The sequence below is a fragment of the Rheinheimera sp. genome (assembly GCF_037442525.1).
GTDB lineage: Bacteria > Pseudomonadota > Gammaproteobacteria > Enterobacterales > Alteromonadaceae > Pararheinheimera.
The window spans coordinates 1-23,865 of the sequence record NZ_JBBIQD010000003.1; the positions used below are offsets into that span (position 1 = coordinate 1).

Here is a 23,865-nt window from a genome sequence, read left to right on the forward strand (position 1 = left end):
GTTTCTTCGCTGCAGTTGTAGCTGTCTTCCGGTAATGGTTCTGCCGCTTTGGCGACAGTGGTAATCACAGTGCTGGCTGGCGCCTGAGTATTGGCAAAAAAGCCAATCAATGCAGCCGAAGCCCGCGAGAAATGCCCAACCAGAGCTAAACCCAGGCCAAAGATCCGGGCGGGCAACCAATCCGCCCAAAACATCAGTCGCTGCAAAGGCTGCCGTTCTTGCAGCCAGCCGGAAGCTGGCTCTGGTTTTCCAGTTTCCGGCGTTTTATCATCTTGAGCCTGATAAACTTCAGTCCCTTCCTCGACAGTCACCAGTTCGGTGTCCGCCACCTCTGCTGTTGCCTCGTCTTGCCACAACACAGGCTCCGACAGCTGGCGCAGCAATGCATAAGTTAAAGCGCCGGCTCCACCGAATAAAGCGAACCAAAACAACACAGCGGCATAGTAGCGGAAATTCAGCCAGACCAGACGCTGACCATAACTTAATTCCTGTTCCGTCAGTCCCGTATCTTTGGCTATTTGCTGCATCGTCAGAAAAGCGGCTTCATTGTCGCCCCGTTCTGTCGCATTCAGGTAGTGTTTGTACTGTTGACGGTAGTGCCAACAGCCAATACAGAGCAACAGCACCAGCGTATTGAGCACCAGCGACAGCAGGCCGCTGTCAGCCAGCCAGAGCAGCAGCGCATACAACAGCCCAGGCAATAACAGCCAAAGGTACTGACCATGAGGATGTGAAGCCAGCCGGGCAAGGCCACTGTTCTGGCTGAATCTGAGGTATTTTCGGGCATAGGGCCAGAATTGCCAGGCATCACTGCGCACGGCCAGACGTTCCACTATCAGGGCTATCAGCATACTGATCAGCGTCATATATTGTTCTCCTTTACAGCCTGCAGGTACCTGCCCCAGTCAAAACTGGCGCCTGGGTCGGTTTTACGGCCTGGTGCAATCTGCTGATGTCCGACAATACGTTCAGCAGTAATTCCTGGGTAAAAGCGACAGAGTAAAGCAGTAACCTGAATCAAACTTTGGTATTGCGCTTCGGTGTAAGGCACCTGTTCCGTACCTTCCAGTTCTATACCTATCGAATAGTCATTACAGTTTGCTTGTCCTTGAAACTCGGACTGGCCTGCATGCCAGGCTCTTTTGTTAAAAGGCACGTACTGATGCACTGTACCATCACGAAAAATCACCAGATGTGCCGACACCTGCACTCCGGCCAGACTGGCAAAGCTGGGATCGGCTTCATAATCCAGCTGCCCCATAAAAAGGTCATGGATGTAAGGCGTACCAAAGTTCCCGGCGGGCAAACTGATGCAATGGATCACCAGTAAACTCACAACTGTGCCTTGCGGTCTGTCGTTGTAATGCGGGCTTTGGTACTGCACCATCTGAACAGCGGACATCTGCCTTTTCCCGTTGCACGCTATTGGTTAAGCTATGGCTTTATTGTCAACGCGAAAAGAAATGAATGCAAGCACATGAAGGGACAACAAAAATCGGCAGACTATTCAGCTGGATCAGCTGGTTATTGCTGCTTGGTCTGCTGTATTGGTTCTTTGCTGACTATATTTCGTTACAAATTAACCCGAACCAGCAATTGCAAAGCCAGACGGGTCTATCCGGTGAAAAAATTACTGTACTCAAACGCAACTCTTCCGGTCATTATGTCGGCACCGCATTGTTTAACGGGGTCGAAGCGCAATTTATGCTGGATACAGGCGCCACAACGGTCGCCGTCTCCGAACAAGCCGCTGTGCGCCTGGGCATGCCCAGAGGCCGGGCCTACCCGGTCAGCACGGCCAACGGCACCAGTACAGCTTATGACAGCCGGCTGAGCAGCCTGCAATTGGGTGATATTGTGTTGACCGATATCCGCGCCAGCATCAGCCCAGGCCTGGCAGGCACTGATATTTTGTTAGGCATGAGTGCACTGAAACAATTAGAATTCAGCCAACAGGGAGACGAACTCCGTCTTATTCAACGCCACTGACACCAGCTTGTCTGGTGCAAAAACGGACCGCTTTATGACGTTATTTGCTGTACCTTATGCCGACCAGCTGATGCTGGAAATCCAACGTTCTGTCGCTGCTGCTTTAGCCGAAGATTTAGGCCATCAGGATCCGCTCAGCGGAGATATTACTGCGTCACTGATCCCCGCTGAGCAGCAGGCTGTCGCCACTATTATCAGCCGTGAAGATTGTGTGCTGGCCGGCGCCGCCTGGCTGGACCAAGTCTTTGCCCAGTTATCGCCACAAGTTCAGGTGCAATGGTTTGCCCAGGACGGTGATCACCTGACTGCCAATACCGTCTTGTGCGAGCTGACAGGACCGGCCCGGGTTCTGCTGACCGGTGAACGCACCGCATTAAATTTTGTGCAGACTTTAAGCGGTACTGCGACCACAACAGCAAGGTACGTTGCTCATCTGACAGGCAGCCACACCCAACTGCTCGACACCCGCAAGACTTTGCCCGGTTTACGGCTGGCGCAAAAATATGCAGTGGCCTGTGGAGGGGGTAAAAACCACCGCCTGGGTTTGTTTGATGCTTTTTTGATCAAAGAAAACCATATCGCCGCCGCCGGTTCCATTAAAAAGGCGGTCGATAACGCGCGCCTGAATTTTCCGGGTAAAGCCGTTGAAGTGGAAGTCGAAGATCTGATTGAGTTTGAACAGGCTCTGCAGGCCGGTGCCGACATTATTATGCTGGACAACCTGCATGTGGCCGATATCCAGCAGGCCGTCAGTCTGAATAAAGGCCAGGCTAAACTGGAAGTGTCAGGCAACATCACTGCCGAAGCCCTGCGTGCGCTGGCAGCCACCGGTGTGGATTATATTTCCAGCGGTGCTTTGACCAAACATGTCCAGGCCATCGATCTGTCCATGCGGCTGCGTTCGCTGTGAAGATTTGTTCTGCGGGCGACCTGGGTCGCCCTGCCTCACCTCTCTCCAGCCGGCTTTCAGAAGAATCGGCTCAATACGCTCTAATCCTTTGTTTTCTTTTCAATTTAGCAAAAGCAGGCCCCTGGACTTGCGGAATAACAAATTTTTACCACACTTAGACTGTTCTTCAGTGGACAGGACTTTCAGGAGAAGTTTCATGAAAAGAAATCAAGGCTTTACCCTTATTGAACTGATGATTGTTGTTGCCATTATCGGTATTTTGGCCGCAATAGCTTTACCTGCTTATCAGGACTACACTGCCCGCGCCCGTGCTTCTAATGCGGTCGCATCTTTGGGTGGTCAGAAGATCAAAGTAGCAGAGGCATTTGCGACCACTGGTACTTTGGGATGCACAGATTCTGCAGGCACTGCGATTCCGGATTGTACCGATGCGGGCGTATTGTCGATGGACTATGATGGTATTACCGCAACCTTAACCCCCACAGCTCCGGCCAATGCCGGCGAAAGCATCACCTGGGCTTGTACCCTCAGTGGCGATGGCGCTGTGCCCATTCAGGGTTGCACTGCAGGTTAAGCACTACATCTGAAAACGGCCCACAGGGGCCGTTTTTATCTTGATGCCGGTTTTCCTTTCTGGTCGGACAGAATGGCTCTGAATACACAGTCAGTACTGGTCAAACGTCTACAACAGTCTCAGCTGCTGGATTTACAGCTGCTGCAAAAACTGCTGCAGGAAAAGTCCCACCACTACCAAAGCCTGGTGGAGCTGTTGGTGCAGGAAAAACTAATCAGTGCCAAAGCCTTGGCCGAATCGGCTGCAGCTTATACCCTGCACAGCAGTCTGGACCTGGATTTTTTTGATCTCAACGCCATTCCTGAAGCGGTCCGTAATGAAAAACTAATCCGTAAACACCAGATACTGCCTTTGGCACGACGCCACAAAACATTATTTCTGGCTGTGGCGGACCCCACAGATATGGCACCGGTGGAAGACTTTGAGTTCAACACCGGCCTCAATGCAGAACTGGTCGTGGTGGAGTTTGATAAGTTACACAGAGCCATTGAGCAGCTGTTTGAAACCACCAGCACCGACAGTTTTTCCAATACAGAGTGGGACCTGGCCAAACTGGGTTTAACAGGGCCTGAGGACGAGGAACACAAAACAGTTGGCAGCGACAGCGAGGACCAGCCCATCATCAGCTTTATTAACAAGATGCTGCATGACGCTGTGCGTAAAGGTGCCTCCGATCTCCATTTTGAGCCTTATGAAAAGATCTACCGTATCCGCTTTCGTATCGACGGTATTTTGCATGAAGTGGCCTCCCCACCAGCGGCACTGTCAACCCGTTTGTCTGCCCGACTGAAAGTGATGTCCAGGCTGGATATTGCCGAAAAACGCGTGCCGCAGGATGGCCGGATTAAGCTCAAACTGTCGCAGAAAAAGTCCATTGATTTTCGTGTCAGTACCCTGCCGACTTTGTGGGGCGAAAAAATCGTGATGCGGATCCTCGACTCCGACAGTGCCATGCTGGGTATTGATGTATTGGGTTACGAAGCCGACCAGAAGCAGCTGTATTTACAGGCTCTGGAACAACCACAAGGCATGATCCTGGTCACAGGCCCCACAGGTTCGGGCAAAACAGTGTCGCTCTATACCGGGCTGAATATTCTCAATACGGAACAAACCAATATTTCCACCGCTGAAGATCCGGTGGAAATCAACCTGCCTGGTATTAATCAGGTGCAAGTGAACCCCAAAGCGGGCCTCACTTTTCCCTCCGCACTGAAGGCCTTTTTGCGTCAGGATCCGGACGTCATTATGGTTGGCGAAATCCGTGACCTGGAAACCGCTGAAATCGCTATTAAAGCGGCTCAAACCGGCCATTTGGTGCTGAGCACTTTGCACACCAACTCCGCACCTGAGACCTTGACCCGTCTGCTGAACATGGGGGTGCCGGCTTATAACGTGGCAAGCTCTGTCAGCCTGATCATCGCTCAGCGCCTGGCCAGACGTTTGTGCCCGCACTGCAAGGCGCCGGAGCAACTGCCGGAAAACGAAGCGTTAAAACAAGGCTTTGAGCCCAGTCAGCTTGCGGGGCTGAAGCTGTTTAAAGCCGTGGGCTGTGATTATTGCACCGGTGGCTATAAAGGCAGGGTCGGTATTTACGAAGTGATGCCCATCACCAGCGGAATAGCTGAACAGATTATGCAAGGCGCCAATTCTTTAGACATAGCCCAACTGGCCCGCCAACAAGGGTTTGCCAGTCTGCGCCAGAGTGCGCTGAAAAAAGCCGCAGCCGGCCTGACCAGCCTGGCTGAAGTGAACCGGGTCACCAACCTCTGACGGGAACACTGATGCATGGCGCAACCTAAACTAAAAGAGCTGGACACCTTTAGCTGGAAAGGTCTGAACCGACGCGGCCAGAAAATCAGCGGTGAATTGAAAGCAGGCTCCATCGCTGACGCGCGCCAGCAATTAATCCGTCAGGGCATTAACCCAACTGCGGTGAAGAAAAAAGCCAAACCTATTATGATTGGTCAGCCGAAAGTGGGGTCGGCAGATATTGCAGTCGTCACCCGGCAAATTGCCACAATGCTGGGCGCTGGTGTGCCATTGGTGCAAAGCCTGGATTTAATTGCCAATGGCGCCAGCAATGAAACCTTACGTCAGTTGATGCTAAAAATATCGTCCAGGGTACAAGGCGGCACCCCCTTGTCAGAAGTGCTCAGAGAGCATAAAGATTACTTCGACGAACTCTTCTGTGACCTGGTTAAATCTGGCGAACAATCCGGTGCGCTGGACCGGATTTTTGACCGCATTGCGCTCTACAAAGAAAAAGCGGAAGCGCTGAAGTCCAAAATTAAAAAAGCCATGTTTTACCCTATAGCAGTGGTGGTGGTTGCCATCATAGTCACCTCCATACTGCTGATTTTTGTCGTGCCTCAGTTTGCGCAAATTTTCGGCAGCATGGGGGCCGAATTACCGGCTTTTACCCTGTTCGTACTGGGTATATCCGAGTGGATGCAGGCCTATTGGTACGTCGCATTGGGTGTGGTGATGGCGCTCATCTGGGCCTACGGCAAGGCTTACAAAAACAACCTGCAGTTTAAAATAGGCGCCGACCACGCCATGCTGAAACTACCGATCATAGGCTCCATACTGAACAAAGCCGCAGTGGCGCGCTATGCCCGCACCCTGTCGACTACCTTTGCAGCCGGAGTGCCGCTGATTGAAGCATTGGAATCTGCAGCAGGAGCCTCAGGCAATGAAAAATACCGTGCTGCTATCCTGACGGTGCGGGAAGAGGTGGCCGCAGGCAACCAGATGAATATGGCGATGAAAACCACTCAGGCCTTTCCGGAAATGCTGAATCAAATGGTGGCCATTGGGGAAGAATCCGGCGCTTTGGACAGCATGCTGGCGAAAGTGGCGACGATTTACGAACAGGAAGTGGACGATGCGGTCGACGGCCTCACTTCCTTGTTGGAGCCCTTGATTATGGCGGTATTAGGTGTCTTAATAGGCGGCCTTATCGTGGCAATGTACCTTCCGATTTTCCAACTGGGCAGTATTGTGTAATGGATTTTTTTATGCCGTTGTTGCAGGCCATGCAACAGTCTGATTGGGTGTTTTTACCTTTGGTATTTCTGTTCAGCCTGATGGTCGGCAGTTTTCTGAATGTGGTGATTTACCGTCTGCCGAAAATGCTGGAACTCGAATGGCAACGGGACTATCAGGCGTACTTTCAACCCGATCAGCCAGCACAGACCAAAGGTTTTAATCTGGCCGTGCCTGGTTCCAGCTGCCCGCACTGCGAACATCCGCTGGCAGCCAAAGACAATATTCCGCTGCTGAGTTATCTGAGCCTGAAAGGCCGTTGCCGGTATTGCGGTGTCAGCATCAGCGCTCGTTATCCACTGGTGGAGTTGTTTACGGCGCTGTTGTCGGTGGCATTGGCCGCACATTTTGGTGTCACCCTCACCTGCCTGGTGTATCTGGTGCTGAGCTGGGGCCTGATTGCATTAACCTTTATCGACCTGGATAAAATGCTGTTACCGGACCAGATCAGCCAACCTTTGTTATGGCTGATGTTGCTTTGCGCTGTGGCTGGCTGGACTATTCCCGTAGCGGATGCATTACTTGGGGCTGTGTTTGGGTACCTGAGCCTCTGGTCCGTGTACTGGCTGTTTAAACTGGCCACAGGCAAAGAGGGCATGGGGTACGGTGACTTTAAACTGCTGGCGTTGCTTGGCGCCGGTTTGGGCTGGGCCTTATTGCCGCAGATTATTTTATTTTCCGCTTTGGTCGGTGCTGTAGTGGGCTCCATGCTGCTTTTGGTGCAAGGCAAGGACAAAGCAACCCCCATTCCTTTTGGCCCATATATTGCGGCAGCCGGTGTCATTGCCATGTTGTGGGGCGAACAGATCAACCACTGGTATCTGGCGAGCCTGGGTTTATGAGTCAGTTTATTGTCGGCCTGACCGGTGGCATTGGCAGCGGTAAAAGCACAGTGGAGTGTTTCTTTCAGCAATTAGGCATTCAGACTGTCGATGCCGATCGGATTGCCCGCCAGGTGGTTGAACCAGGCCAGCCAGCGCTGCAGCAAATTATCGACCACTTTGGAGACCGGTTGCAGACAGCCGAAGGTCTGCTGGATCGGGCAGCGTTGCGCGACATTATTTTTGCCAACCCGGAAGCGAAAGCCTGGCTGAATCAGTTGCTACACCCGCTGATCAGACAACAGCTGCTGCAGCAGCTGGCCCAATGCCAGTCGGTTTACGCCATTCTGACGGCCCCTTTATTACTGGAAAATGGTTTGCAGCAGTACTGCGACCAAATCCTGGTCGTTGATGTTCCGGAGCAGGTGCAAATAGAGCGTACTGTGCAACGCGACCAGGTCAGCGAGCAGCAGGTACGCAGCATCCTGGCCAGTCAATACAGCAGGGCCCAACGCCGGGAACTGGCCGACCAATTAATAGATAACCATCAGAGCCTGCAGCTGGTCGAACAGAGGGTAAGACGGCTGGATGAACTCTATCGTCAGCTTGCTGAGGAAAAACTAGCCAAAGCCTGAACTTAGGTTTATGGTAATGAACATTGTTAACAAATGTTTCTGCTATGGCTGCTGTACTGTACGAACATCCGTTGAACGAAAAAGTCCGGACTTACCTGCGGGTTGAGTACCTGTTTGCCCAGGTGAAGCAGTTTTTGCCTTTAGAAACTCAGTGGCAACAACAAGGTTTTTTCACTGCACTCTTCGCCCTGATTGAAGTACTGGACCGCAACGATGTGCGGCCGGATCTGATCAAGGACATCGAGCGCTGTGAAGCCTCACTAGTCAACTGGTCACGCCATCCACAAATCTCCGACGACGCTTTGCAGCAAGTGCTGCAAAAAGCGGTACGGTTGCAAAGCGAGTTACTGCGAGGCAGTAAATTTGCGAATTGCCTGAAAGAAGATAAATTTCTCTCTCCGCTGCGCCAACGTTTTTTTATTCCGGGCGGCACCTGCCCTTTTGATTTGCCTCAATTGCAGTACTGGTCTGAGCAAGCACACCGCATCCGCCAGCAACAGGCCAATGACTGGCTGGAGCAATTGCGGCTGGTCGAATCGGCCATCACCTATGTACTGAGCTTTCTCCGTGAACGGGGCCAGTTCCACAGCCTGGTGGCTGAAAACGGTTTTATGCAAAACAACACTGAACAATTTGAATTACTGCGCATTCAGTACGACAGCCAGGCTGGCTGTTACCCCACCATCAGTGGTAATAAATACCGCTATGCCATTCGTTTTATGCAGCTTTGTGACGCACTGGGACGCACGACCATCGACAAAAACGTCAGCTTTCAACTGGCCTGCTGCTGAGGCTTCCGCTACACTGCGGCCGATATTTGTCGCAGGAGAGCCCAATGGCCACTATTGTAAAATGCCCAACCTGCCAGACTGAAGTTGTCTGGGGACCCGAAGCCCTATTCCGACCTTTTTGCTCTGAGCGTTGCCGCTTGATAGACTTGGGCGCCTGGGCCGCAGAAGAACATCGTATTGCCGACAAAAGCCTGCAGGAGCAACCCTTGACTGAAGCGCAACTGACTGAGTTAGATGAGTTATTTGCTGAGCAGGAGAATCAGTTTTTTAAAGACTGATTGCCGCAGATGGCGGCTGTATAGCACAGGCGGATAGAAAAAAGCCGCTTATAAGCGGCCAAATTCTGCAAGCAATTTGTCGAGAATGGGTTGGTTGGCATCAGGAAACTGATACTGCCCCAGCTCAGACAGCGGCACCCAACGCACCGGCTGCCCTTCCAGCCCTTGAGCTTCCCCGCTGAAGTCCTGCACCAGATGAATATCCAGCCGGACTGTTTTTTCCGGGTAATCGTACGTCAGTTCAAACCAAGGCGTGCTGCTGTGCACCGTTAAGGCCACCTCTTCAGCCAGCTCGCGGGCCAAAGCCTGCGCAGTGGTTTCACCGGCTTCCACTTTACCGCCCGGAAACTCCCAACGCCCGCCCTGATGCAGCTTGTCAGGCCGCAGTGCCAGCAACACCTGCTGCTGGCGCAAAATAATGCCAACAGCCACATGCACCACTTTAGTCATCAGACTAACTTACCGTGACAGGCTTTGTACTTTTTCCCTGAACCACAAGGGCATGGGTCGTTACGGCCAATCTTCTCGCTGTCGCGGAACACAGGCGCTTTCTGTTCAGGTGCTTCAGAAGCAACCCCTTGTGCTTCGTCATGCTGATACTGCACCTGTGTGCTTTCTGCCTGACGACGTTGTTCTTCCACTGCATCGACGTCTTCGGCAGCACGGATTTGCACCCTGGACAATACCCCAATGACGTCCAGTTTTAACTGATCCAACATGGTGGAAAACAGTTCAAAGGCTTCACGCTTGTATTCCTGCTTCGGGTTCTTCTGCGCGTAACCACGCAGATTAATGCCCTGACGCAGATGATCCATAGCCGCCAGATGCTCTTTCCAGTGCGTGTCCAGACTCTGCAACATCACCGATTTTTCGAACTGACGCATCACAGACTCACCCACCATCTGCTCTTTCAGCTCATAGGCTTTTTCAACAACATCCTGAATACGTTCACGCAGTTGTTCTTCAAAGAGTTTTTTATCGTCAGCCAGCCATTTGGCCACCGGCATATCGATGGCGAAGTCAGCACGCAGACGGGCTTCCAGACCAGGCACATCCCACATTTCATCCAACGACTGAGGCGGAATGTACTGGCTGATCACCGAATCCACTACGTCGTGGCGGATGGCTTTGATGGTGTCCGATACATCGCTGGCATCCATCAGCTCATTACGTTGCTCGTACACCACTTTACGCTGGTCGTTGGCGACATCATCGAACTCCAGCAATTGCTTCCGGATATCAAAGTTACGGGCTTCCACTTTACGCTGCGCATTTTCAATAGCACGGCTGACCCAAGGGTGTTCAATGGCTTCGCCAGGCTGCATACCCAGTTTACGCATCATGCCCGCCATACGGTCTGAAGCAAAAATACGCATCAGTGCATCGTCCAGCGACAGATAGAAACGGCTGACACCCGGATCCCCCTGACGGCCGGCACGACCACGCAACTGGTTGTCAATGCGGCGTGATTCATGCCGCTCAGTACCGATAATATGTAAACCACCCGCTGCAATAACGGCATCATGCCGCTGTTGCCATTCGGCTTTGGCCTGTGCGACCTGTGCTTCAGTCGGGTTTTCACCCAAAGCCGCAATAGCAGCCTGTAAATTACCACCCAACACAATGTCGGTACCACGACCCGCCATGTTGGTCGCAATGGTCACAGTTCCTGGAATACCCGCCTGGGCAATAATCTGCGCTTCGTTGGCGTGAAACTTGGCATTCAGTACCTGATGCGGGATTTTGGCTTTATGCAGTAAAGATGACAGGTATTCAGAGGTTTCTATCGACGCTGTCCCCACCAGCACCGGGCGGCCGGCTGCACGGGTCTCTTCAATATCTTTGATAATGGCGTTGTATTTCTCTTCCGCCGTCAGATACACCAAGTCCGCCATATCCTTACGGATCATCGGTCTGTTGGTTGGAATCACAATGGTTTCCAAGCCATAGATTTGTTGAAACTCAAAAGCTTCAGTGTCGGCCGTCCCTGTCATACCAGCCAGCTTGTCATACATCCGGAAATAATTCTGGAAGGTGATAGACGCCAGTGTCTGGTTTTCGTGATTAATCCGCACCCCTTCTTTGGCTTCAATCGCCTGATGCAGACCTTCAGACCAGCGACGGCCTTCCATGGTGCGGCCTGTGTGCTCGTCAACGATGACTATTTCACCTTCTTTGATCACATAATCCACATCCTTACGGAACAGGTTATGGGCACGCAAAGCGGCATAGACATGGTGCAACAAGGTGATATTGCTGGCGGAATACAGGGAATCACCGGGCTGGATCAGCTTCAGCTCGGTCAGCATCTCTTCAACCTGGATCTGACCACGTTCGGTCAGATAAATCTGTTTGGCCTTTTCATCGATGGTGAAATGGCCATCCCCCATTTCACCTTCTTGGTCTTCTTTTTCCTGCTTCTGCAGCTTAGGCACCACAGTATTGATCACCCGGTACAGCTCAGAACTGTCTTCCGCCTGACCGGAGATAATCAGCGGCGTGCGGGCTTCGTCGATCAGAATGGAGTCCACTTCGTCGATAATGGCGTAGGCCAGACGACGCTGCACCCGCTCTGGTGCTGAAAACGCCATATTGTCGCGCAGATAGTCGAAACCAAATTCATTGTTGGTGCCGTAGGTAATGTCGGCCTGATAAGCCTGCTGTTTTTCGTAGTGGCCCATACCAGGCACGTTGACACCTACACTCAGCCCCAGAAAACCGAACAGCGGCGCATTGGTTTGTGCATCCCGTTTAGCTAAGTAATCGTTGACGGTAATGACATGCACTGACTGACCACTTAACGCATTCAGATAAGCCGGTAAAGTTGCCGTCAGGGTTTTACCTTCCCCTGTACGCATTTCGGAGATTTTGCCCTGATGCAGCACCATACCGCCAATCAGCTGCACATCGAAATGCCGCATGCCGAATACCCGTTTGCTGGCCTCACGCACTGTGGCAAAAGCTTCAGGCAATAACTCGTCCAGCGTGGCGCCGTCAGCAAAGCGCTGCTTAAATTCTGCTGTTTTTTGCTTCAGTTCGTCATCAGACAAAGCCGCAAATGTAGGCTCAAGGCTGTTAATCAGATCGACATGCTTTCCCAGCTTTTTCAGGAAACGATCATTGCGGCTACCAAACATCTTGGTAAAAAGTTTTGCGAACATCAGTTGTTACCACTTCATAGGTTGAAACCTGCACTGGCGCAGGTCTTTTTCTTATTGGATACGGCGATTGACAAACAGCATAGGGTCAATTTGCTGGCCATTCTTTAATACTTCGTAATGCACATGGGGCCCGGTAGAGCGGCCTGTATTGCCCATCTCTGCCACCTGCTCCCCTTTGCTGACCACCTGACCTATTTGTACTGTGACTGCTTTGGCATGGGCATAACGGGTGCGGTAGCCATCACTGTGTTCTATCTCCACCATTAAACCATAACCAAAACGCTCACCGGCCCAGGTGACAATGCCACCGGCTGTCGCCATAATGGCATCGCCCTCTTTACCGGCGAAGTCCACGCCGCGGTGAATAGCAGGTTCACCACTGAAGGGATCACTACGCACCCCAAAGCTTGAGGATAAATAACCGCTCAGTACAGGCCGGCCTGACAAGGCAACGCTTTTTCCGATCTGGTGATTCAGATCCAAAGATTCAAGCATGGCAAAGCGGGTTTGTTCAGACTGCAGGTTTTGCTCCAGCTCATTGAGCTGCAATAACACCGCATTAAGCTCCGCCAGACTGATCTCCGTGGAGGTCTGAGAAGGCCCGCCCATCGCAGGAGCACTGTGCAGATTGAATTCTTCAGTCGGTAAATTCGCCGCATCAATCAGGCGTTCACCGACCATATTCAGCCGGTTCACTTGCGCCTGCAGTGTGGCGACTTTGGCGGTCAAGGCGGCCAGCTGGTTTTCAGCACGGCGGCGGATATCGGCAATTTCTTCGGTTTCAGCAGCCCGGCTTAAACGTACTTTTTCTAATTCTGCATTGCCTTGCTGGAATAAATTAGAAAAAGCAGCTCCTGCGCCTGCGGCTATACAAAACAGCATAACGGCCGACACTGTCAGCTGCCATGGCGTACTGCCAAAGCTGAAGTGCCGATGTCGGCCACGATAGAAAACTGTTACACTCATGCAACCTCAATTCGAATTTTTGTCAGACCATGGCGCGTTACAGCACTAAACCTGTCGCTTTGCATCAGCTTTTGGAACAGAACTCTTTGGCCTGTTCAGCCCAGCACACACAATTGTTGCGCCAACTTAATACCGAATTAATCCGGTTCTTGCAACTGGAACAGTCTGCTTTTTGCAAAATCAGTACCATCAAAGCAGGCCGGCTGATGATTTTATGCCAGTCACCTGCCTGGGCCACCCGGCTGAAAATGCAAAGGGACGCCATTCTAGCCAATTTCCGCCAGAAAATCCTGCCTGAATTGGCAGGTATTGATATTGAAGTCTCGCCCAATCTGCAATTGCAGTATGAAAAGCCTGAGCCTGTACCACAAAAAGACTTACCGAAAATCTCAGAGCAGGCAGCAGATTATCTGCTGGCAGCAGCAGATACGATGGACGGGAAACTGAAAGAGAAACTGCAGAAGCTGGCGGAGCTGGCACAACGCCGCTCCACCACAAACTGAGCCAGCCTAGGCCAGAGAAGGCGCCAGGTAAGAGATAGGCAGGTCAGCTTCCTGTTCGAAGGTGACAAACTCGTAGTTTGCTTCATCCGCCAGCACCGCATTTAACAGCACGTTATTCAGTGCATGGCCTGTTTTGTAGGCGCGGAATTCACCCAGAATGCTGTAACCGGCCATATATAAATCGCCGATGGCATCGAGAATTTTGTGTTTGACGAACTCATCGTCATAACGCAGACCATCCGGGTTCATCACCCGGAACTCGTCCAGTACCACCACATTATCCATACTGCCGCCGAGCGCCAGTTTATTGGCGCGCAGGTACTCCACTTCCTGGATAAACCCAAAAGTACGGGCACGGCTGATATCTTTGATAAAGCTGGCGGCCGAAAACTCCATCTGCACATGCTGACGGCTTTCCGAAATCACCGGGTGGTCAAAATCGATAGCAAAGTCCAGACGGAAGCCATGGTGTGGCACGAACTCGGCCCATTTATCACCATCCTCTACCCGTACTTTCTGTTTGATACGAATAAACTTTTTCGCTTTTTTCTGAGCGCTGATACCTGCCTGCAGTAGCAGGTAGACAAAAGGATTGGCGCTACCGTCCATAATGGGGATTTCCGGCGCATCGACTTCAATCAGCAGATTGTCAATGCCAAGACCGGCGATAGCGGCCATCAGGTGTTCTGTGGTCGACAGGCGCACACCTTCTTCATTGATCAAACAGGTACACATGACAGTGTCACCCACTAATTCTGGGCGCACCGGAAAATCCACGACCGGATCGAGGTCCACACGACGGAACACAATACCTGTGTTGTCAGGGGCAGGCCGGAGAGTAAGCGTAACCTTTTCCCCTTTGTGCAGGCCGACACCGACCGAACTTACCGTTTTTGTAATGGTACGTTGTTTAATCATAATTTCTTCCTGTTCAAATTTTGAACATGTCAAAATGGTGGCGCAGCATACCACAGCCTATCCATTCTGCCAACTTAGAGCCTGTGCAGGCCTTAGTCTGCCTGCTTACGCAGGAATGCCGGAATATCAAAAATATCGATATTCGCTTGTTTTTCCGCCACTGGTTTGGTGGCTGTCATTGGCATTTCCATCGCAGCTGGCGCCAGCTCGCGTGCGGCATTGCCCTGGTAGGTTGTACCCGCATTGCCATAAACGTGCGCTGAACGGGCCGGTTCACGGTGGCTCTGCACCAGCGTAATGTCCGCTTTACGCTCTGCACCAATACCTGTAGCAACTACAGTCACCCGCAGCTCGTCAGACATATCCGGGTCAATCACAGCACCGACCACTACGGTGGCATTTTCAGAGGCAAAGGCTTTCACTGCATTACCCACAGTTTCGAACTCTTCGATACTGATATCCAGACCCGCTGTGATATTCACCAGAATACCTTTGGCACCGGACAGATCGATATCCTCCAGCAGTGGGCTGGAAATCGCCTGCTCTGCCGCTTCCTCAGCACGGTCCGGGCCTGAAGCACGGCCAGTGCCCATCATTGCAGTCCCCATTTCTGACATCACAGTACGCACGTCAGCAAAGTCCACGTTAATCAGACCAGGACGGGTGATCAGTTCAGCAATACCCTGCACAGCACCTAACAACACGTTGTTCGCGGCTTTGAAGGCGTCCAGCAGGCTGGTGCCTTTGCCCAACACTTTGAGCAGCTTGTCGTTTGGAATGGTGATCAGGGAGTCGACATGTTTCGCCAGTTCGCTGATGCCTTCGTCGGCGTAAGTCGAACGTTTTTTGCCTTCGAACGGGAAGGGTTTGGTGACCACAGCCACCGTCAGTATCCCCATTTCACGGGCCACTTCTGCGACTATAGGCGCAGCACCAGTACCAGTCCCGCCCCCCATACCGGCAGCGATAAACACCATGTCAGCGCCAGCCAGGGTTTTCTTGATGGTTTCACGGTCTTCTTCGGCAGACTTGCGGCCCACTTCCGGGTTGGCACCTGCACCTAAACCTTTAGTGACGTTCGCACCTAACTGCAGCGTCAGGTGAGCAGACGAATTACGCAGCGCCTGCGCGTCTGTGTTTGCAGCAACAAACTCCACACCTTCGATATTGCTGGCGACCATGTATTCCACGGCGTTACCGCCGCCACCGCCAACCCCAATCACTTTAATAACAGCTTCTTCGCTGTGGTTTTCCATTAACTCAAACATAGCTTCTCTCTCCGTTTTGTTACGCCTAAGCAGTTACGCTTTTTCTGTTACGCTTACTCAAAATTAAAATTCACCTTTAAACCAGCTGGTCAGCCGCTTCATCATCGAGCCCATGCTCTCCCGCGAAGCCACAGATTTTTTCAGCTGGTTTTTCATGTCTTTGCCGTAAATCAGCAGGCCAACGACACTGGCATACGCCGGGTCGGCCACATATTCTTTCAGGCCGGTAATGCCAATGGGGTAGCCCAGGCGCACTGGCATCTGGAAAATGTCTTCGGCAAACTCCACAGCCCCTTCCATCTTGGCTGTGCCACCTGTCAATACGATGCCAGCCGCAATCTGCTCTTCCAGACCGGACTTGCGGATCTCATCCAGCACCAGTTCAAACAGTTCCTGGTACCGGGGTTCCACCACTTCAGCCAGGGTGTGGCGAGACATACTGCGGGCCGGACGACCGCCGACACTGGGTACTTCAATGTTTTCTTCTTTGCCCACCATGCTGCGCAGTGCACAGGCGTACTGCACTTTAATCTCTTCTGCATGGCCTATAGGGGTGCGGAATATTTTTGCAATGTCACTGGTCACCTGGTTGCCTGCCACGGGAATCACAGCGGTGTGGCGTAAAGCGCCATTGGTAAAAATGGAGATGTCGATGGTGCCGCCCCCCACGTCGACCACACAAACCCCCAGCTCTTTTTCATCTTCAGTCAGCACTGCGTAGCTGGACGCCAGCGAGCTGAAAATCAGCTGGTCTACATGCAAATCACAGCGTTCGGCACATTTTTCAATGTTTTTTGCCATGTCGTTGGCGCAGGTGATGATATGCGCCTTGGCCTCCATCCGCACGCCGGACATGCCAATAGGGCTTTTAATGCCTTCCTGCATATCCACAGAGAACTCCTGTGGCAACACGTGCAGCATGCGTCGTTCGGCCGAAATAGGCACCGATTTGGCCGCATGGATCACATTGGTGACATCTTCAGCCGTCACCTCAGCGTCATTAATAGGCACCATGCCACTTTCGTTCTGGCAGCGAATATGTTTACCGGTAATGCCCAGATACACCGAAGACACCCGGCAATCCGCCATCAGCTCGGCTTCTTCGACAGCACGACGCACCGACTGCACCACCAGGTTCAAATCGTTGACGCCACCTTTGTCCATACCACGGGCCACATGAGTGCCCACACCAACAATACTCAGTTGGTTGTCCGGGGTAATTTCCCCCACTAAGGCTTTTACCTGCGCCGTGCCTATATCCAGGCCTACAATCAGGTCACGTTCTGCTGACTTTGTCATCTTGTTCTCTTGTCTCTGGCGCTTCGACCCAACGCACTGCCATGCCGGTGTCGTAGCGCAAATCCACCTCCGCCAGCGGCAGAGGTTTGTGTTGGCTGATCTGTGGGTACAAATCAATAAAACGTTGCACCCGTTTGACCGTATCTTCCCGCCCCAGGGTAAGCAACAAACCGTGCTCCAGCTGCAACTGCCAGGCCTGACGGGCAGTCACTTTCAGGCCTTTGGCCTGATGCTGATGCACTTTAAGCATCTGATTTAAATTGTTGAACATGGCCAGGGCATCCTGCTCTGAGCCATCCGGCCCCTGCAACAGAGGCAATGGCTCTTTCAGCTCATTCACCGGTGCGACAAAGATCTGACCTTGTTGATTGAGTAGTGCATGATCATTCCATATCGCCACTGGCTTATGCTCCGTCACCACCACCACCAGGGTATCAGGCCATTGTTTGCGCACGGCTGCCTGAGCGACCCAAGGTTGTTGTTGCAGGAACAACTGCACCTGATCCACGTTCAAGTTAAAAAAATTGCCCAGATACTGCTGCTGCAGTTTCTGATTCAGACCTTCGGCCTGAATATGGGCGAATTCACCATAAAGCCGGATCTGCTGAATAGGCGCACTGTTCTGATCCTGACGCCAGGCCCAGATCTGCATCGCCATCCAGCTGACCAGCCAGAGGCAGAGACAAAAAAACAGCACACCCGCCCAGTAGGGCTTGTCGATGCGTTGCCAGATTGTCAGCTGCGTTTTTTTCATAATGTCTGTTCTAAAATCTCAACCACGAGCTGTTCAAAACTCAACCCTGCCGCTTTGGCCGCCATAGGCACCAGCGATTTCTCAGTCATGCCAGGCACTGTGTTCACTTCCAGCAGGTAGAAATGCCCCTCTTGGTCCAGCATGGCGTCCACCCGGCCCCAGCCTGAAGCCCCTACGGCCTGAAAGGCTGCCACAGCGGCTTGTTGCAAGCTGGCCGTTTGTTCAGCCGTCAAAGGCGCCGGGCACAGATACTGGGTGCTGTCGGATTTGTATTTGGCTTCGTAATCGTAAAAAGAGCGGGGGGTACGCATTTCGACCACGGGCAGCGCTTTGCCATTGAGCACAGACACGGTAAATTCACGGCCCTGGATCCACTGCTCCACCAGCACGTCAGTGTCGTAGGCAAAAGCGGTGTCCAGCGCCTGCTGCAACTCGGCAGCGGTGCTGGCCGCACTCATGCCAATACTGGAACCTTCGTTGGCTGGCTTGACCATCACTTTGCCGTTGAGCTCTGCCAGCATAGCGGCATGATCCGGCTGGCTGCCCGCTTTAGCGACCCGGAACGGTGCTGTCGGTAAGCCCTGCGCCTGGAATAACCATTTGCAGCGGATTTTATCCATCGCCAGCGCTGAACCTAAAACGCGGGAACCTGTGTAAGGCAAACCGAGCAGCTCCAGCGCACCCTGCATAGTGCCATCTTCGCCGCCACGACCGTGTAATACGATAAAGACCCGGTCGAAACCAGCCGACAGCAGTTCTGTCAGCGCCTGGTTTTTCGGGTCAAAGGCGTGTGCATCAATACCTTGTTTTTGCAATGCCGCCAGAACGGCAGCACCAGAGCGCAGTGACACTTCACGCTCTGCGGAATGTCCACCAAACAACACAGCCACTTTGCCAAATTTGTTGCTCATACTTCAAGCTCCTTCGTTTGGTTTTAATGCAGAAATTTTCAGCTCAAGCGCCGCCAGTTGTTTGGCCAGAGCACCTATATTACCGGCCCCTTGGGTCAGCACCACATCACCATCCTGCAGCACATCAGCCAAAGCGGCAGGTAAATCGGCCGGGCCCGCCACATACACTGGGTCGAGCTGGCCCCGGGCACGGATAGAGCGGCACAGGCTGCGGCTGTCGGCACCAGGAATGGCGGTTTCACCGGCGGAGTACACTTCCAGCAGCAGCAACACATCCACCCCCGACAGCACTTTGGTAAAGTCTTCGTATAAATCACGGGTGCGGCTGTACCTGTGAGGTTGGTACGCCATCACCAGACGGCGATCTGGCCAGGCACTGCGGGCAGCCGCCAGCGTGACCGCCACTTCACTGGGGTGGTGACCATAATCATCGACCAGCAGCACTTTGCCACGGCCGGTGTCGAACTCGCCGTATTGCTGGAAGCGACGGCCAATGCCTTCAAACTTACGCAGCGCGGCCAGAATGGCCTCTTTGCGGATGCCTTCGTCTGTCGCCACCGCAAAAGCAGCTGTGGCATTGAGCGCGTTGTGGCGGCCCGCCAGATTCAGTTCAATGCTGTGCAGCTGTCCTTGGGGGTCTTTAATCTCAAAGCGGCTTTGGGTGCCGGTCTGGCTGAAGTGGCTCAGCACATAATCAGCGTCTTCGCTAAAACCGTAAGTAATCACCACCCGGCCAATCTGCGGGATCAGTTCACGCACCACAGGGTCGTCAATACAGACCACCACAGCGCCGTAAAACGGCAGGTTGTGGCAGAATTCCAGATAGGTCGATTTCATCTTTTCAAAATCGCCCTGGTAAGTGTCCATATGGTCGGGTTCAATATTGGTAATGACCGACGCCATTGGCTGCAAATGCAGGAAAGACGCATCGCTTTCATCTGCTTCCGCAATCAGGTAACGGCCTGAGCCCAGACGGGCATTGGTGCCGGCCGAATTCAGCAAACCACCAATCACAAAAGTCGGGTCTGTACCGGCCTCGGCAAAAATGGAAGCAATCAGGCTGGTGGTGGTGGTTTTGCCATGGGTGCCGGCAATGGCAATGCCATGACGGAAGCGCATCAGCTCAGCCAGCATCTCAGCACGGCGCACCAGCGGAATACGTTGCTCCAGCGCTGTGGCCACTTCAGGGTTATCGGTTTTAATGGCGCTGGATACCACCACCACACTGGCCCCCTGAATATTGTCAGCGGCGTGACCGATAAAAATCTGTGCGCCCAAAGCGGTTAAACGCTCAACCACCGGATTGCTGGAAATATCTGAACCCGACACTTTATAGCCTTCATTCAGTAACACTTCGGCAATACCACCCATACCGGCGCCACCTATGCCGACAAAGTGGATGCGCTCAACCCGGCGCATGGCTAATTTCTTTTGTTGTGTTGTCGTGCTCATTTCGTGTTACCTGCTAACTCACGGCAGACTCTGACTACTTGTTCTGCCGCATCATCTGTGGCGGCACGGCGGGCCTGTTGCCCCATCCGCACCAGCGCTGTTTTGTCCTGCAGCCAGGGCTGCAGCAAAGGCACCAAAGCACCCTGGATTAAGTCGTTTTGTTTCAGCAGTACAGCGCCCTGCTGTTGCACCAGATAATTGGCGTTTGCGGTCTGGTGGTCGTCAATGGCCGATGGCAGCGGCACAAAGACCGCCGGCAGACCGGCACAGGCCAGCTCAGACACAGTTAAAGCACCGGCGCGGCACACCACCAGATCGGCCCAGTGGTAAGCACCCGCCATATCGTCAATAAAGGCCTCCACCCGGGCCGCTAACCCCAGTTGCTGATAAGCCTGCTGCACCTGCGGCAAATTGGCCTGACCTGTCTGGTGCCAGATCTCCAGCTCACCCAAAGCGGCGAGTTGTGCAAACTGGCCTGGCAACTGCTGGTTAAATACCTGAGCCCCTAAACTGCCACCGACCACCAGCACCCGCAGCGGCTGCCCGACTGCTTTGCCTTGGCCTGTCACAGCTAAAACTTCTTTGCGCACCGGGTTACCCACGACTAAGCCTTGACCTAAACCTGCCAGCGCTTGTGGAAAAGCCACCAGCACCTTGTTGGCCAGGCGGGCCAACAGTTTGTTGGTGGTCCCTGCCACCGCATTTTGCTCATGCACCAGCAGCGGAATACCGGCCAGGTAAGCCGCCAGCCCGCCGGGGCCACTGGCATAACCACCAAACCCCAGCACCAGTTGCGGCTTCAGCTGACGCACTAAAGCCCGGGCCTGTGACAGAGAGCGCCATAACATCAGCGGCGCTTTCAGCAAGGATTTCAGGCCTTTGCCCCGTAAACCGGCCACCGCAATGCTGTGAAATTCATAACCAAAACCCGGCACCAGCTTCGCTTCCATCCGATCGGCTGTTCCCAGCCAGTGCACAATCCAGCCTTCTGCCTGCAGCAGATCCGCCACAGCTTTGGCCGGGAAAATATGCCCGCCTGTGCCCCCAGCCATCACCAAAGCCACCTTAGCCATGTGGAGCCCCGCCGATCGCCTGGCGGCCTTTGAGCCGCACTTCAAAATCAATACGCAGCAATAAAGCTGCCGCCATACACATAATGATCAAACTACTGCCGCCATAACTGATAAAAGGCAGCGTCAGGCCTTTGGTTGGCAACAGGCCGCTGGCCACACCGACATTGACGCAGGTCTGAAACACAATCCAAATCGCCAGCGCATAGGCCAGAAAACCATGAAAGCTCATCCCCTTGTTCAGCGCTTTGTTACCCATCCATAAGGCACGGCAGACCAGCATAAACAGCAGGCTCAGCACCAGCATCACTCCGACCAGTCCGGTTTCTTCGGCGATGACCGCAAAGATAAAATCGGTGTGGGCTTCCGGCAGGTATTCGAGCTTTTGCACACTGTTGCCCAAGCCCTGACCAAACCAGCTGCCGCGGCCAAAGGCCATCAGGGATTGAGTCAGCTGATAACCACTGCCAAAGGGGTCGGCCCAGGGGTCGAGAAAAGCCGTGACCCGGCGCCAGCGGTATTCGCTGTACACAATCAGCACACCAATAGCGGCCAGACCGGTAAAGATCAGCGCAAAAAACTGCCAGAGTTTGGCGCCGGCTAAAAACAGCAACACCACCGAAGTGGCAAACATCACAATGACGGTGCCCAGGTCTGGCTGCATCAACAGCAACACCGCCAGAATAAACAGGATAATCAGCGGCTTCACAAAACCTTTTAAGTTTTCCCGCACTTCTTCATGCCGGCGCACCAGGTAGCTGGACAGGTAGACAAAGAAAAACAGTTTGGCCGGTTCCGCCGCCTGAATATTGATCGGGCCTAAGGCCAGCCAACGGGTGGCCCCATTTACATTGCGACCAAGCAACAACACCGCAATCAACGAAATCACCGCAAACATCAACAACAACAAATTGGTATTGTGCCACCAGGACACAGGCACATTCAGCACCACATAAGCAGCGCCAAAGCCTGCAGCCAGATACACCAGATGGCGCAGGGTAAAATACAGCGGGTTGCCATAGAGGCGTTCAGCCACAGGCACCGAGGCGCTGGTCACCATAATCAGGCCCACACAAAGTACCAACACCAGCAAAGTCAGAAACAGCCGGTCATAGCTGTTGATTTCGTCGCGCCGCCACCAGTTGGCAAGCCACTGGGTGGGTGATGGCATGAACTGCAACACGCGCTGCATCATAACCACACCTTCTGTACCGCCTGTGCAAACTGCTCACCGCGGTCCTCGTAGTTTTTAAACATATCCAGGCTGGCACAGGCTGGGGATAACAACACCAGATCACCTGGCTGCGCCCGAACAGCCGCAGCTTTAACGGCAGCCATTAAGTCTTTTACCTGCTGCGCCTTTGGCACCAGAGCCGCAATAGCGGGGCCATCCTGCCCCAGGGTAATCACCACATCCACCTGGCTGTTCAGCACCTGCGCCAGCTCGCTGAAATCAGCCCCTTTGCCATCACCACCAGCAATCAGCACCAATTTGCCTTTCACTTCAGGCCGCAAACCGGCAATAGCCGCCAGGGTTGCACCCACATTGGTGGCTTTGCTGTCATTGACCCAGCGCACACCTTTATGGTCAGCCACCAGTTGGCAACGGTGTGGCAAGGCATCAAAAGTACGCAGTGCCTGGATAAGGCCTTCGCGGCTGGCGCCAGCCTGCAGCGCCAGTACACAACTGACCAGCGCGTTAAACTGGTTATGGCTGCCGACCAGCGTCATTTCGCGGGTGGGCAGTAAGGGGTCGCCATCCACCACCAGCCAGCTTTCGCCCTGATGCTGCACTAGGCCGTACTCTGTCCCATTCAGGCTGAGCTGTAGCTGTGCGACTGGCGACTGGCACCAGGTCAGCGGATCAGCCTGATTGGCCACTGCCAGCTGAGTGCCCTGATACACACGCTGCTTAGACGCCGCATAAGCCGCCATGGTGCCGTAGCGGTCCATATGATCTTCAGTCACGTTTAGAATGCAGGCGGCTTTGCTGCGCAGCGAATAGGTGGTGTCGAGCTGGAAGCTGGACAGCTCCAGTACAAAGACCTCGGCGTCTGAGTTCAGCGCATCCAGAATAGGCAAACCAATATTGCCGGCTGCCAGCGCATGCACACCTGAGCACTGCAGCATAAATTCGGTCAGTTTGGTGACTGTGGATTTACCATTGGCGCCGGTAATGGCCAGCACGGGTTTGGTATTAGCAAGTGCAAACAGCTCGACATCGCCAATCAGCTGTACGCCTTGTGCCAGCGCAAAACGAATGGCCGGGTGTTTTGGGTCCAGGCCTGGGCTCACCACCAGCACATCCATCTGTGCCAGCCGGTTCGCATCCAGCTCCCCCAAATAAATGCCGTCAACCTTATCGGCGGGCACCTGCTCCAGACCAGCGACTTTTAAACGGGTGTCCATCAGCACAGGTTTAACGCCTTGTTTCAGTAAATAGCGCACTGTGGCCAGACCTGACAGGCCCAGTCCAATCACCGCAACACGTTTTGACTGAAACAATTTCGTGCTCATGCT

At 53.3% G+C, this 23,865-nt stretch carries 24 protein-coding genes; 10 read left to right on the forward strand and 14 right to left on the reverse strand.

What is annotated here, in order from left to right; all coding sequences use genetic code 11:
- On the reverse strand, positions 1-866 hold an 866-nt coding region (gene ampE, locus WKJ03_RS06350; RefSeq protein ID WP_337841336.1), incomplete at its 3' end, for a regulatory signaling modulator protein AmpE.
- Positions 863-1,402, reverse strand: coding sequence for a 1,6-anhydro-N-acetylmuramyl-L-alanine amidase AmpD (gene ampD, locus WKJ03_RS06355; RefSeq protein ID WP_337841337.1), 540 nt, complete (start codon positions 1,400-1,402; stop codon positions 863-865). The genes ampE and ampD, both read right to left, overlap by 4 nt.
- Positions 1,403-1,467: 65 nt before the next feature.
- Here ampD and WKJ03_RS06360 point away from each other — a divergent pair, with 65 nt between their 5' ends.
- The 9 genes from WKJ03_RS06360 to yacG all read left to right on the forward strand — a co-directional run bounded on the left by WKJ03_RS06360 (position 1,468) and on the right by yacG (position 9,043).
- Positions 1,468-1,989, forward strand: a complete 522-nt coding sequence (locus WKJ03_RS06360) for a TIGR02281 family clan AA aspartic protease (protein WP_337841338.1) — start codon at positions 1,468-1,470, stop codon at positions 1,987-1,989.
- 70 nt (positions 1,990-2,059) lie between these two features.
- Positions 2,060-2,899 carry a carboxylating nicotinate-nucleotide diphosphorylase gene (gene nadC, locus WKJ03_RS06365; RefSeq protein ID WP_337841711.1) on the forward strand — a complete coding sequence of 280 codons (840 nt, stop codon included), beginning with the start codon at positions 2,060-2,062 and terminating at the stop codon, positions 2,897-2,899.
- A gap of 196 nt (positions 2,900-3,095) precedes the next feature.
- Positions 3,096-3,473, forward strand: a complete 378-nt coding sequence (locus WKJ03_RS06370) for a prepilin-type N-terminal cleavage/methylation domain-containing protein (RefSeq protein WP_337841339.1) — start codon at positions 3,096-3,098, stop codon at positions 3,471-3,473.
- Between the two features lie 72 nt (positions 3,474-3,545).
- Complete coding sequence (gene pilB / locus WKJ03_RS06375) at positions 3,546-5,243, forward strand: type IV-A pilus assembly ATPase PilB (RefSeq protein ID WP_337841340.1); 1,698 nt, start codon at positions 3,546-3,548, stop codon at positions 5,241-5,243.
- A 15-nt stretch (positions 5,244-5,258) separates the two neighbouring features.
- On the forward strand, positions 5,259-6,479 hold the full coding sequence (locus WKJ03_RS06380; protein ID WP_337841341.1) for a type II secretion system F family protein: 1,221 nt from the start codon (positions 5,259-5,261) through the stop codon (positions 6,477-6,479).
- Between the two features lie 11 nt (positions 6,480-6,490).
- Positions 6,491-7,360: a prepilin peptidase gene (locus WKJ03_RS06385; protein ID WP_337841342.1), complete on the forward strand. Its 870-nt coding sequence runs from the start codon at positions 6,491-6,493 to the stop codon at positions 7,358-7,360.
- Entirely contained in the window at positions 7,357-7,974 is a 618-nt protein-coding gene (gene coaE / locus WKJ03_RS06390; RefSeq protein ID WP_337841343.1) for a dephospho-CoA kinase, read from the forward strand. The genes WKJ03_RS06385 and coaE overlap by 4 nt, the downstream gene beginning before the upstream one ends.
- Positions 7,975-8,018: 44 nt before the next feature.
- Positions 8,019-8,765: a cell division protein ZapD gene (zapD, locus tag WKJ03_RS06395; protein WP_337841344.1), complete on the forward strand. Its 747-nt coding sequence runs from the start codon at positions 8,019-8,021 to the stop codon at positions 8,763-8,765.
- A gap of 26 nt (positions 8,766-8,791) precedes the next feature.
- Positions 8,792-9,043, forward strand: a complete 252-nt coding sequence (gene yacG, locus WKJ03_RS06400; RefSeq protein ID WP_337841345.1) for a DNA gyrase inhibitor YacG — start codon at positions 8,792-8,794, stop codon at positions 9,041-9,043.
- Positions 9,044-9,091: 48 nt separating this feature from the next.
- Here the strand turns inward: yacG and mutT are convergent, their stop codons facing one another.
- From mutT to WKJ03_RS06415, 3 genes are read right to left on the reverse strand one after another with little or no spacing between them, the layout of a single operon-like run.
- Positions 9,092-9,493, reverse strand: a complete 402-nt coding sequence (mutT, locus tag WKJ03_RS06405) for an 8-oxo-dGTP diphosphatase MutT (RefSeq protein WP_337841346.1) — start codon at positions 9,491-9,493, stop codon at positions 9,092-9,094.
- Positions 9,493-12,204: a preprotein translocase subunit SecA gene (gene secA, locus WKJ03_RS06410; RefSeq protein ID WP_337841347.1), complete on the reverse strand. Its 2,712-nt coding sequence runs from the start codon at positions 12,202-12,204 to the stop codon at positions 9,493-9,495. The genes mutT and secA overlap by 1 nt, the downstream gene beginning before the upstream one ends.
- Positions 12,205-12,255: 51 nt before the next feature.
- A complete protein-coding gene (locus WKJ03_RS06415; protein ID WP_337841348.1) occupies positions 12,256-13,170 on the reverse strand; it encodes a peptidoglycan DD-metalloendopeptidase family protein in 915 nt (304 codons plus the stop codon).
- 29 nt (positions 13,171-13,199) lie between these two features.
- Between WKJ03_RS06415 and WKJ03_RS06420 the strand changes: the two genes are divergently transcribed.
- A complete protein-coding gene (locus WKJ03_RS06420) occupies positions 13,200-13,673 on the forward strand; it encodes a DciA family protein (protein WP_337841349.1) in 474 nt (157 codons plus the stop codon).
- Positions 13,674-13,679: 6 nt separating this feature from the next.
- On the opposite strand, the gene lpxC is transcribed toward WKJ03_RS06420, so the two are convergent.
- From lpxC to murD, 9 genes are all read right to left on the reverse strand, one after another.
- On the reverse strand, positions 13,680-14,591 hold the full coding sequence (lpxC, locus tag WKJ03_RS06425) for a UDP-3-O-acyl-N-acetylglucosamine deacetylase (protein WP_337841350.1): 912 nt from the start codon (positions 14,589-14,591) through the stop codon (positions 13,680-13,682).
- A gap of 92 nt (positions 14,592-14,683) precedes the next feature.
- Positions 14,684-15,859 (reverse strand): cell division protein FtsZ, encoded by a 1,176-nt coding sequence (gene ftsZ / locus WKJ03_RS06430; protein ID WP_337841351.1) that lies wholly within the window; start codon positions 15,857-15,859, stop codon positions 14,684-14,686.
- Positions 15,860-15,922: 63 nt separating this feature from the next.
- On the reverse strand, positions 15,923-17,158 hold the full coding sequence (gene ftsA, locus WKJ03_RS06435) for a cell division protein FtsA (protein WP_337841352.1): 1,236 nt from the start codon (positions 17,156-17,158) through the stop codon (positions 15,923-15,925).
- A complete protein-coding gene (locus WKJ03_RS06440) occupies positions 17,136-17,912 on the reverse strand; it encodes a cell division protein FtsQ/DivIB (RefSeq protein WP_337841353.1) in 777 nt (258 codons plus the stop codon). Before WKJ03_RS06440 ends, ftsA begins: the two co-directional genes overlap by 23 nt.
- A complete protein-coding gene (locus WKJ03_RS06445; protein WP_337841354.1) occupies positions 17,909-18,823 on the reverse strand; it encodes a D-alanine--D-alanine ligase in 915 nt (304 codons plus the stop codon). The genes WKJ03_RS06440 and WKJ03_RS06445 overlap by 4 nt, the downstream gene beginning before the upstream one ends.
- A gap of 3 nt (positions 18,824-18,826) precedes the next feature.
- A complete protein-coding gene (gene murC / locus WKJ03_RS06450; RefSeq protein ID WP_337841355.1) occupies positions 18,827-20,275 on the reverse strand; it encodes a UDP-N-acetylmuramate--L-alanine ligase in 1,449 nt (482 codons plus the stop codon).
- Complete coding sequence (gene murG / locus WKJ03_RS06455) at positions 20,272-21,348, reverse strand: undecaprenyldiphospho-muramoylpentapeptide beta-N-acetylglucosaminyltransferase (RefSeq protein WP_337841356.1); 1,077 nt, start codon at positions 21,346-21,348, stop codon at positions 20,272-20,274. The genes murC and murG overlap by 4 nt, the downstream gene beginning before the upstream one ends.
- A complete protein-coding gene (gene ftsW, locus WKJ03_RS06460; protein WP_337841357.1) occupies positions 21,341-22,540 on the reverse strand; it encodes a cell division protein FtsW in 1,200 nt (399 codons plus the stop codon). The genes murG and ftsW overlap by 8 nt, the downstream gene beginning before the upstream one ends.
- On the reverse strand, positions 22,537-23,862 hold the full coding sequence (gene murD / locus WKJ03_RS06465) for a UDP-N-acetylmuramoyl-L-alanine--D-glutamate ligase (protein ID WP_337841358.1): 1,326 nt from the start codon (positions 23,860-23,862) through the stop codon (positions 22,537-22,539). The genes ftsW and murD overlap by 4 nt, the downstream gene beginning before the upstream one ends.
- Positions 23,863-23,865: the final 3 nt, after the last annotated feature.

Excerpts from the sequence above, each read along its gene's own strand:
- ampD (WP_337841337.1), bottom strand. The coding sequence starts at position 1,402 with ATGTCCGCTGTTCAGATGGTGCAGTACCAAAGCCCGCATTACAACGAC.
- WKJ03_RS06360 (WP_337841338.1), top strand. The coding sequence starts at position 1,468 with ATGCAAGCACATGAAGGGACAACAAAAATCGGCAGACTATTCAGCTGG.
- nadC (WP_337841711.1), top strand. The coding sequence starts at position 2,060 with ATGCTGGAAATCCAACGTTCTGTCGCTGCTGCTTTAGCCGAAGATTTA.
- WKJ03_RS06370 (WP_337841339.1), top strand. The coding sequence starts at position 3,096 with ATGAAAAGAAATCAAGGCTTTACCCTTATTGAACTGATGATTGTTGTT.
- pilB (WP_337841340.1), top strand. The coding sequence starts at position 3,546 with ATGGCTCTGAATACACAGTCAGTACTGGTCAAACGTCTACAACAGTCT.
- WKJ03_RS06380 (WP_337841341.1), top strand. The coding sequence starts at position 5,259 with ATGGCGCAACCTAAACTAAAAGAGCTGGACACCTTTAGCTGGAAAGGT.
- WKJ03_RS06385 (WP_337841342.1), top strand. The coding sequence starts at position 6,491 with ATGCCGTTGTTGCAGGCCATGCAACAGTCTGATTGGGTGTTTTTACCT.
- coaE (WP_337841343.1), top strand. The coding sequence starts at position 7,357 with ATGAGTCAGTTTATTGTCGGCCTGACCGGTGGCATTGGCAGCGGTAAA.
- zapD (WP_337841344.1), top strand. The coding sequence starts at position 8,019 with ATGGCTGCTGTACTGTACGAACATCCGTTGAACGAAAAAGTCCGGACT.
- mutT (WP_337841346.1), bottom strand. The coding sequence starts at position 9,493 with ATGACTAAAGTGGTGCATGTGGCTGTTGGCATTATTTTGCGCCAGCAG.
- secA (WP_337841347.1), bottom strand. The coding sequence starts at position 12,204 with ATGTTCGCAAAACTTTTTACCAAGATGTTTGGTAGCCGCAATGATCGT.
- WKJ03_RS06415 (WP_337841348.1), bottom strand. The coding sequence starts at position 13,170 with ATGAGTGTAACAGTTTTCTATCGTGGCCGACATCGGCACTTCAGCTTT.
- WKJ03_RS06420 (WP_337841349.1), top strand. The coding sequence starts at position 13,200 with ATGGCGCGTTACAGCACTAAACCTGTCGCTTTGCATCAGCTTTTGGAA.
- lpxC (WP_337841350.1), bottom strand. The coding sequence starts at position 14,591 with ATGATTAAACAACGTACCATTACAAAAACGGTAAGTTCGGTCGGTGTC.
- ftsZ (WP_337841351.1), bottom strand. The coding sequence starts at position 15,859 with ATGTTTGAGTTAATGGAAAACCACAGCGAAGAAGCTGTTATTAAAGTG.
- ftsA (WP_337841352.1), bottom strand. The coding sequence starts at position 17,158 with ATGACAAAGTCAGCAGAACGTGACCTGATTGTAGGCCTGGATATAGGC.
- WKJ03_RS06440 (WP_337841353.1), bottom strand. The coding sequence starts at position 17,912 with ATGAAAAAAACGCAGCTGACAATCTGGCAACGCATCGACAAGCCCTAC.
- WKJ03_RS06445 (WP_337841354.1), bottom strand. The coding sequence starts at position 18,823 with ATGAGCAACAAATTTGGCAAAGTGGCTGTGTTGTTTGGTGGACATTCC.
- murC (WP_337841355.1), bottom strand. The coding sequence starts at position 20,275 with ATGAGCACGACAACACAACAAAAGAAATTAGCCATGCGCCGGGTTGAG.
- murG (WP_337841356.1), bottom strand. The coding sequence starts at position 21,348 with ATGGCTAAGGTGGCTTTGGTGATGGCTGGGGGCACAGGCGGGCATATT.
- ftsW (WP_337841357.1), bottom strand. The coding sequence starts at position 22,540 with ATGATGCAGCGCGTGTTGCAGTTCATGCCATCACCCACCCAGTGGCTT.
- murD (WP_337841358.1), bottom strand. The coding sequence starts at position 23,862 with ATGAGCACGAAATTGTTTCAGTCAAAACGTGTTGCGGTGATTGGACTG.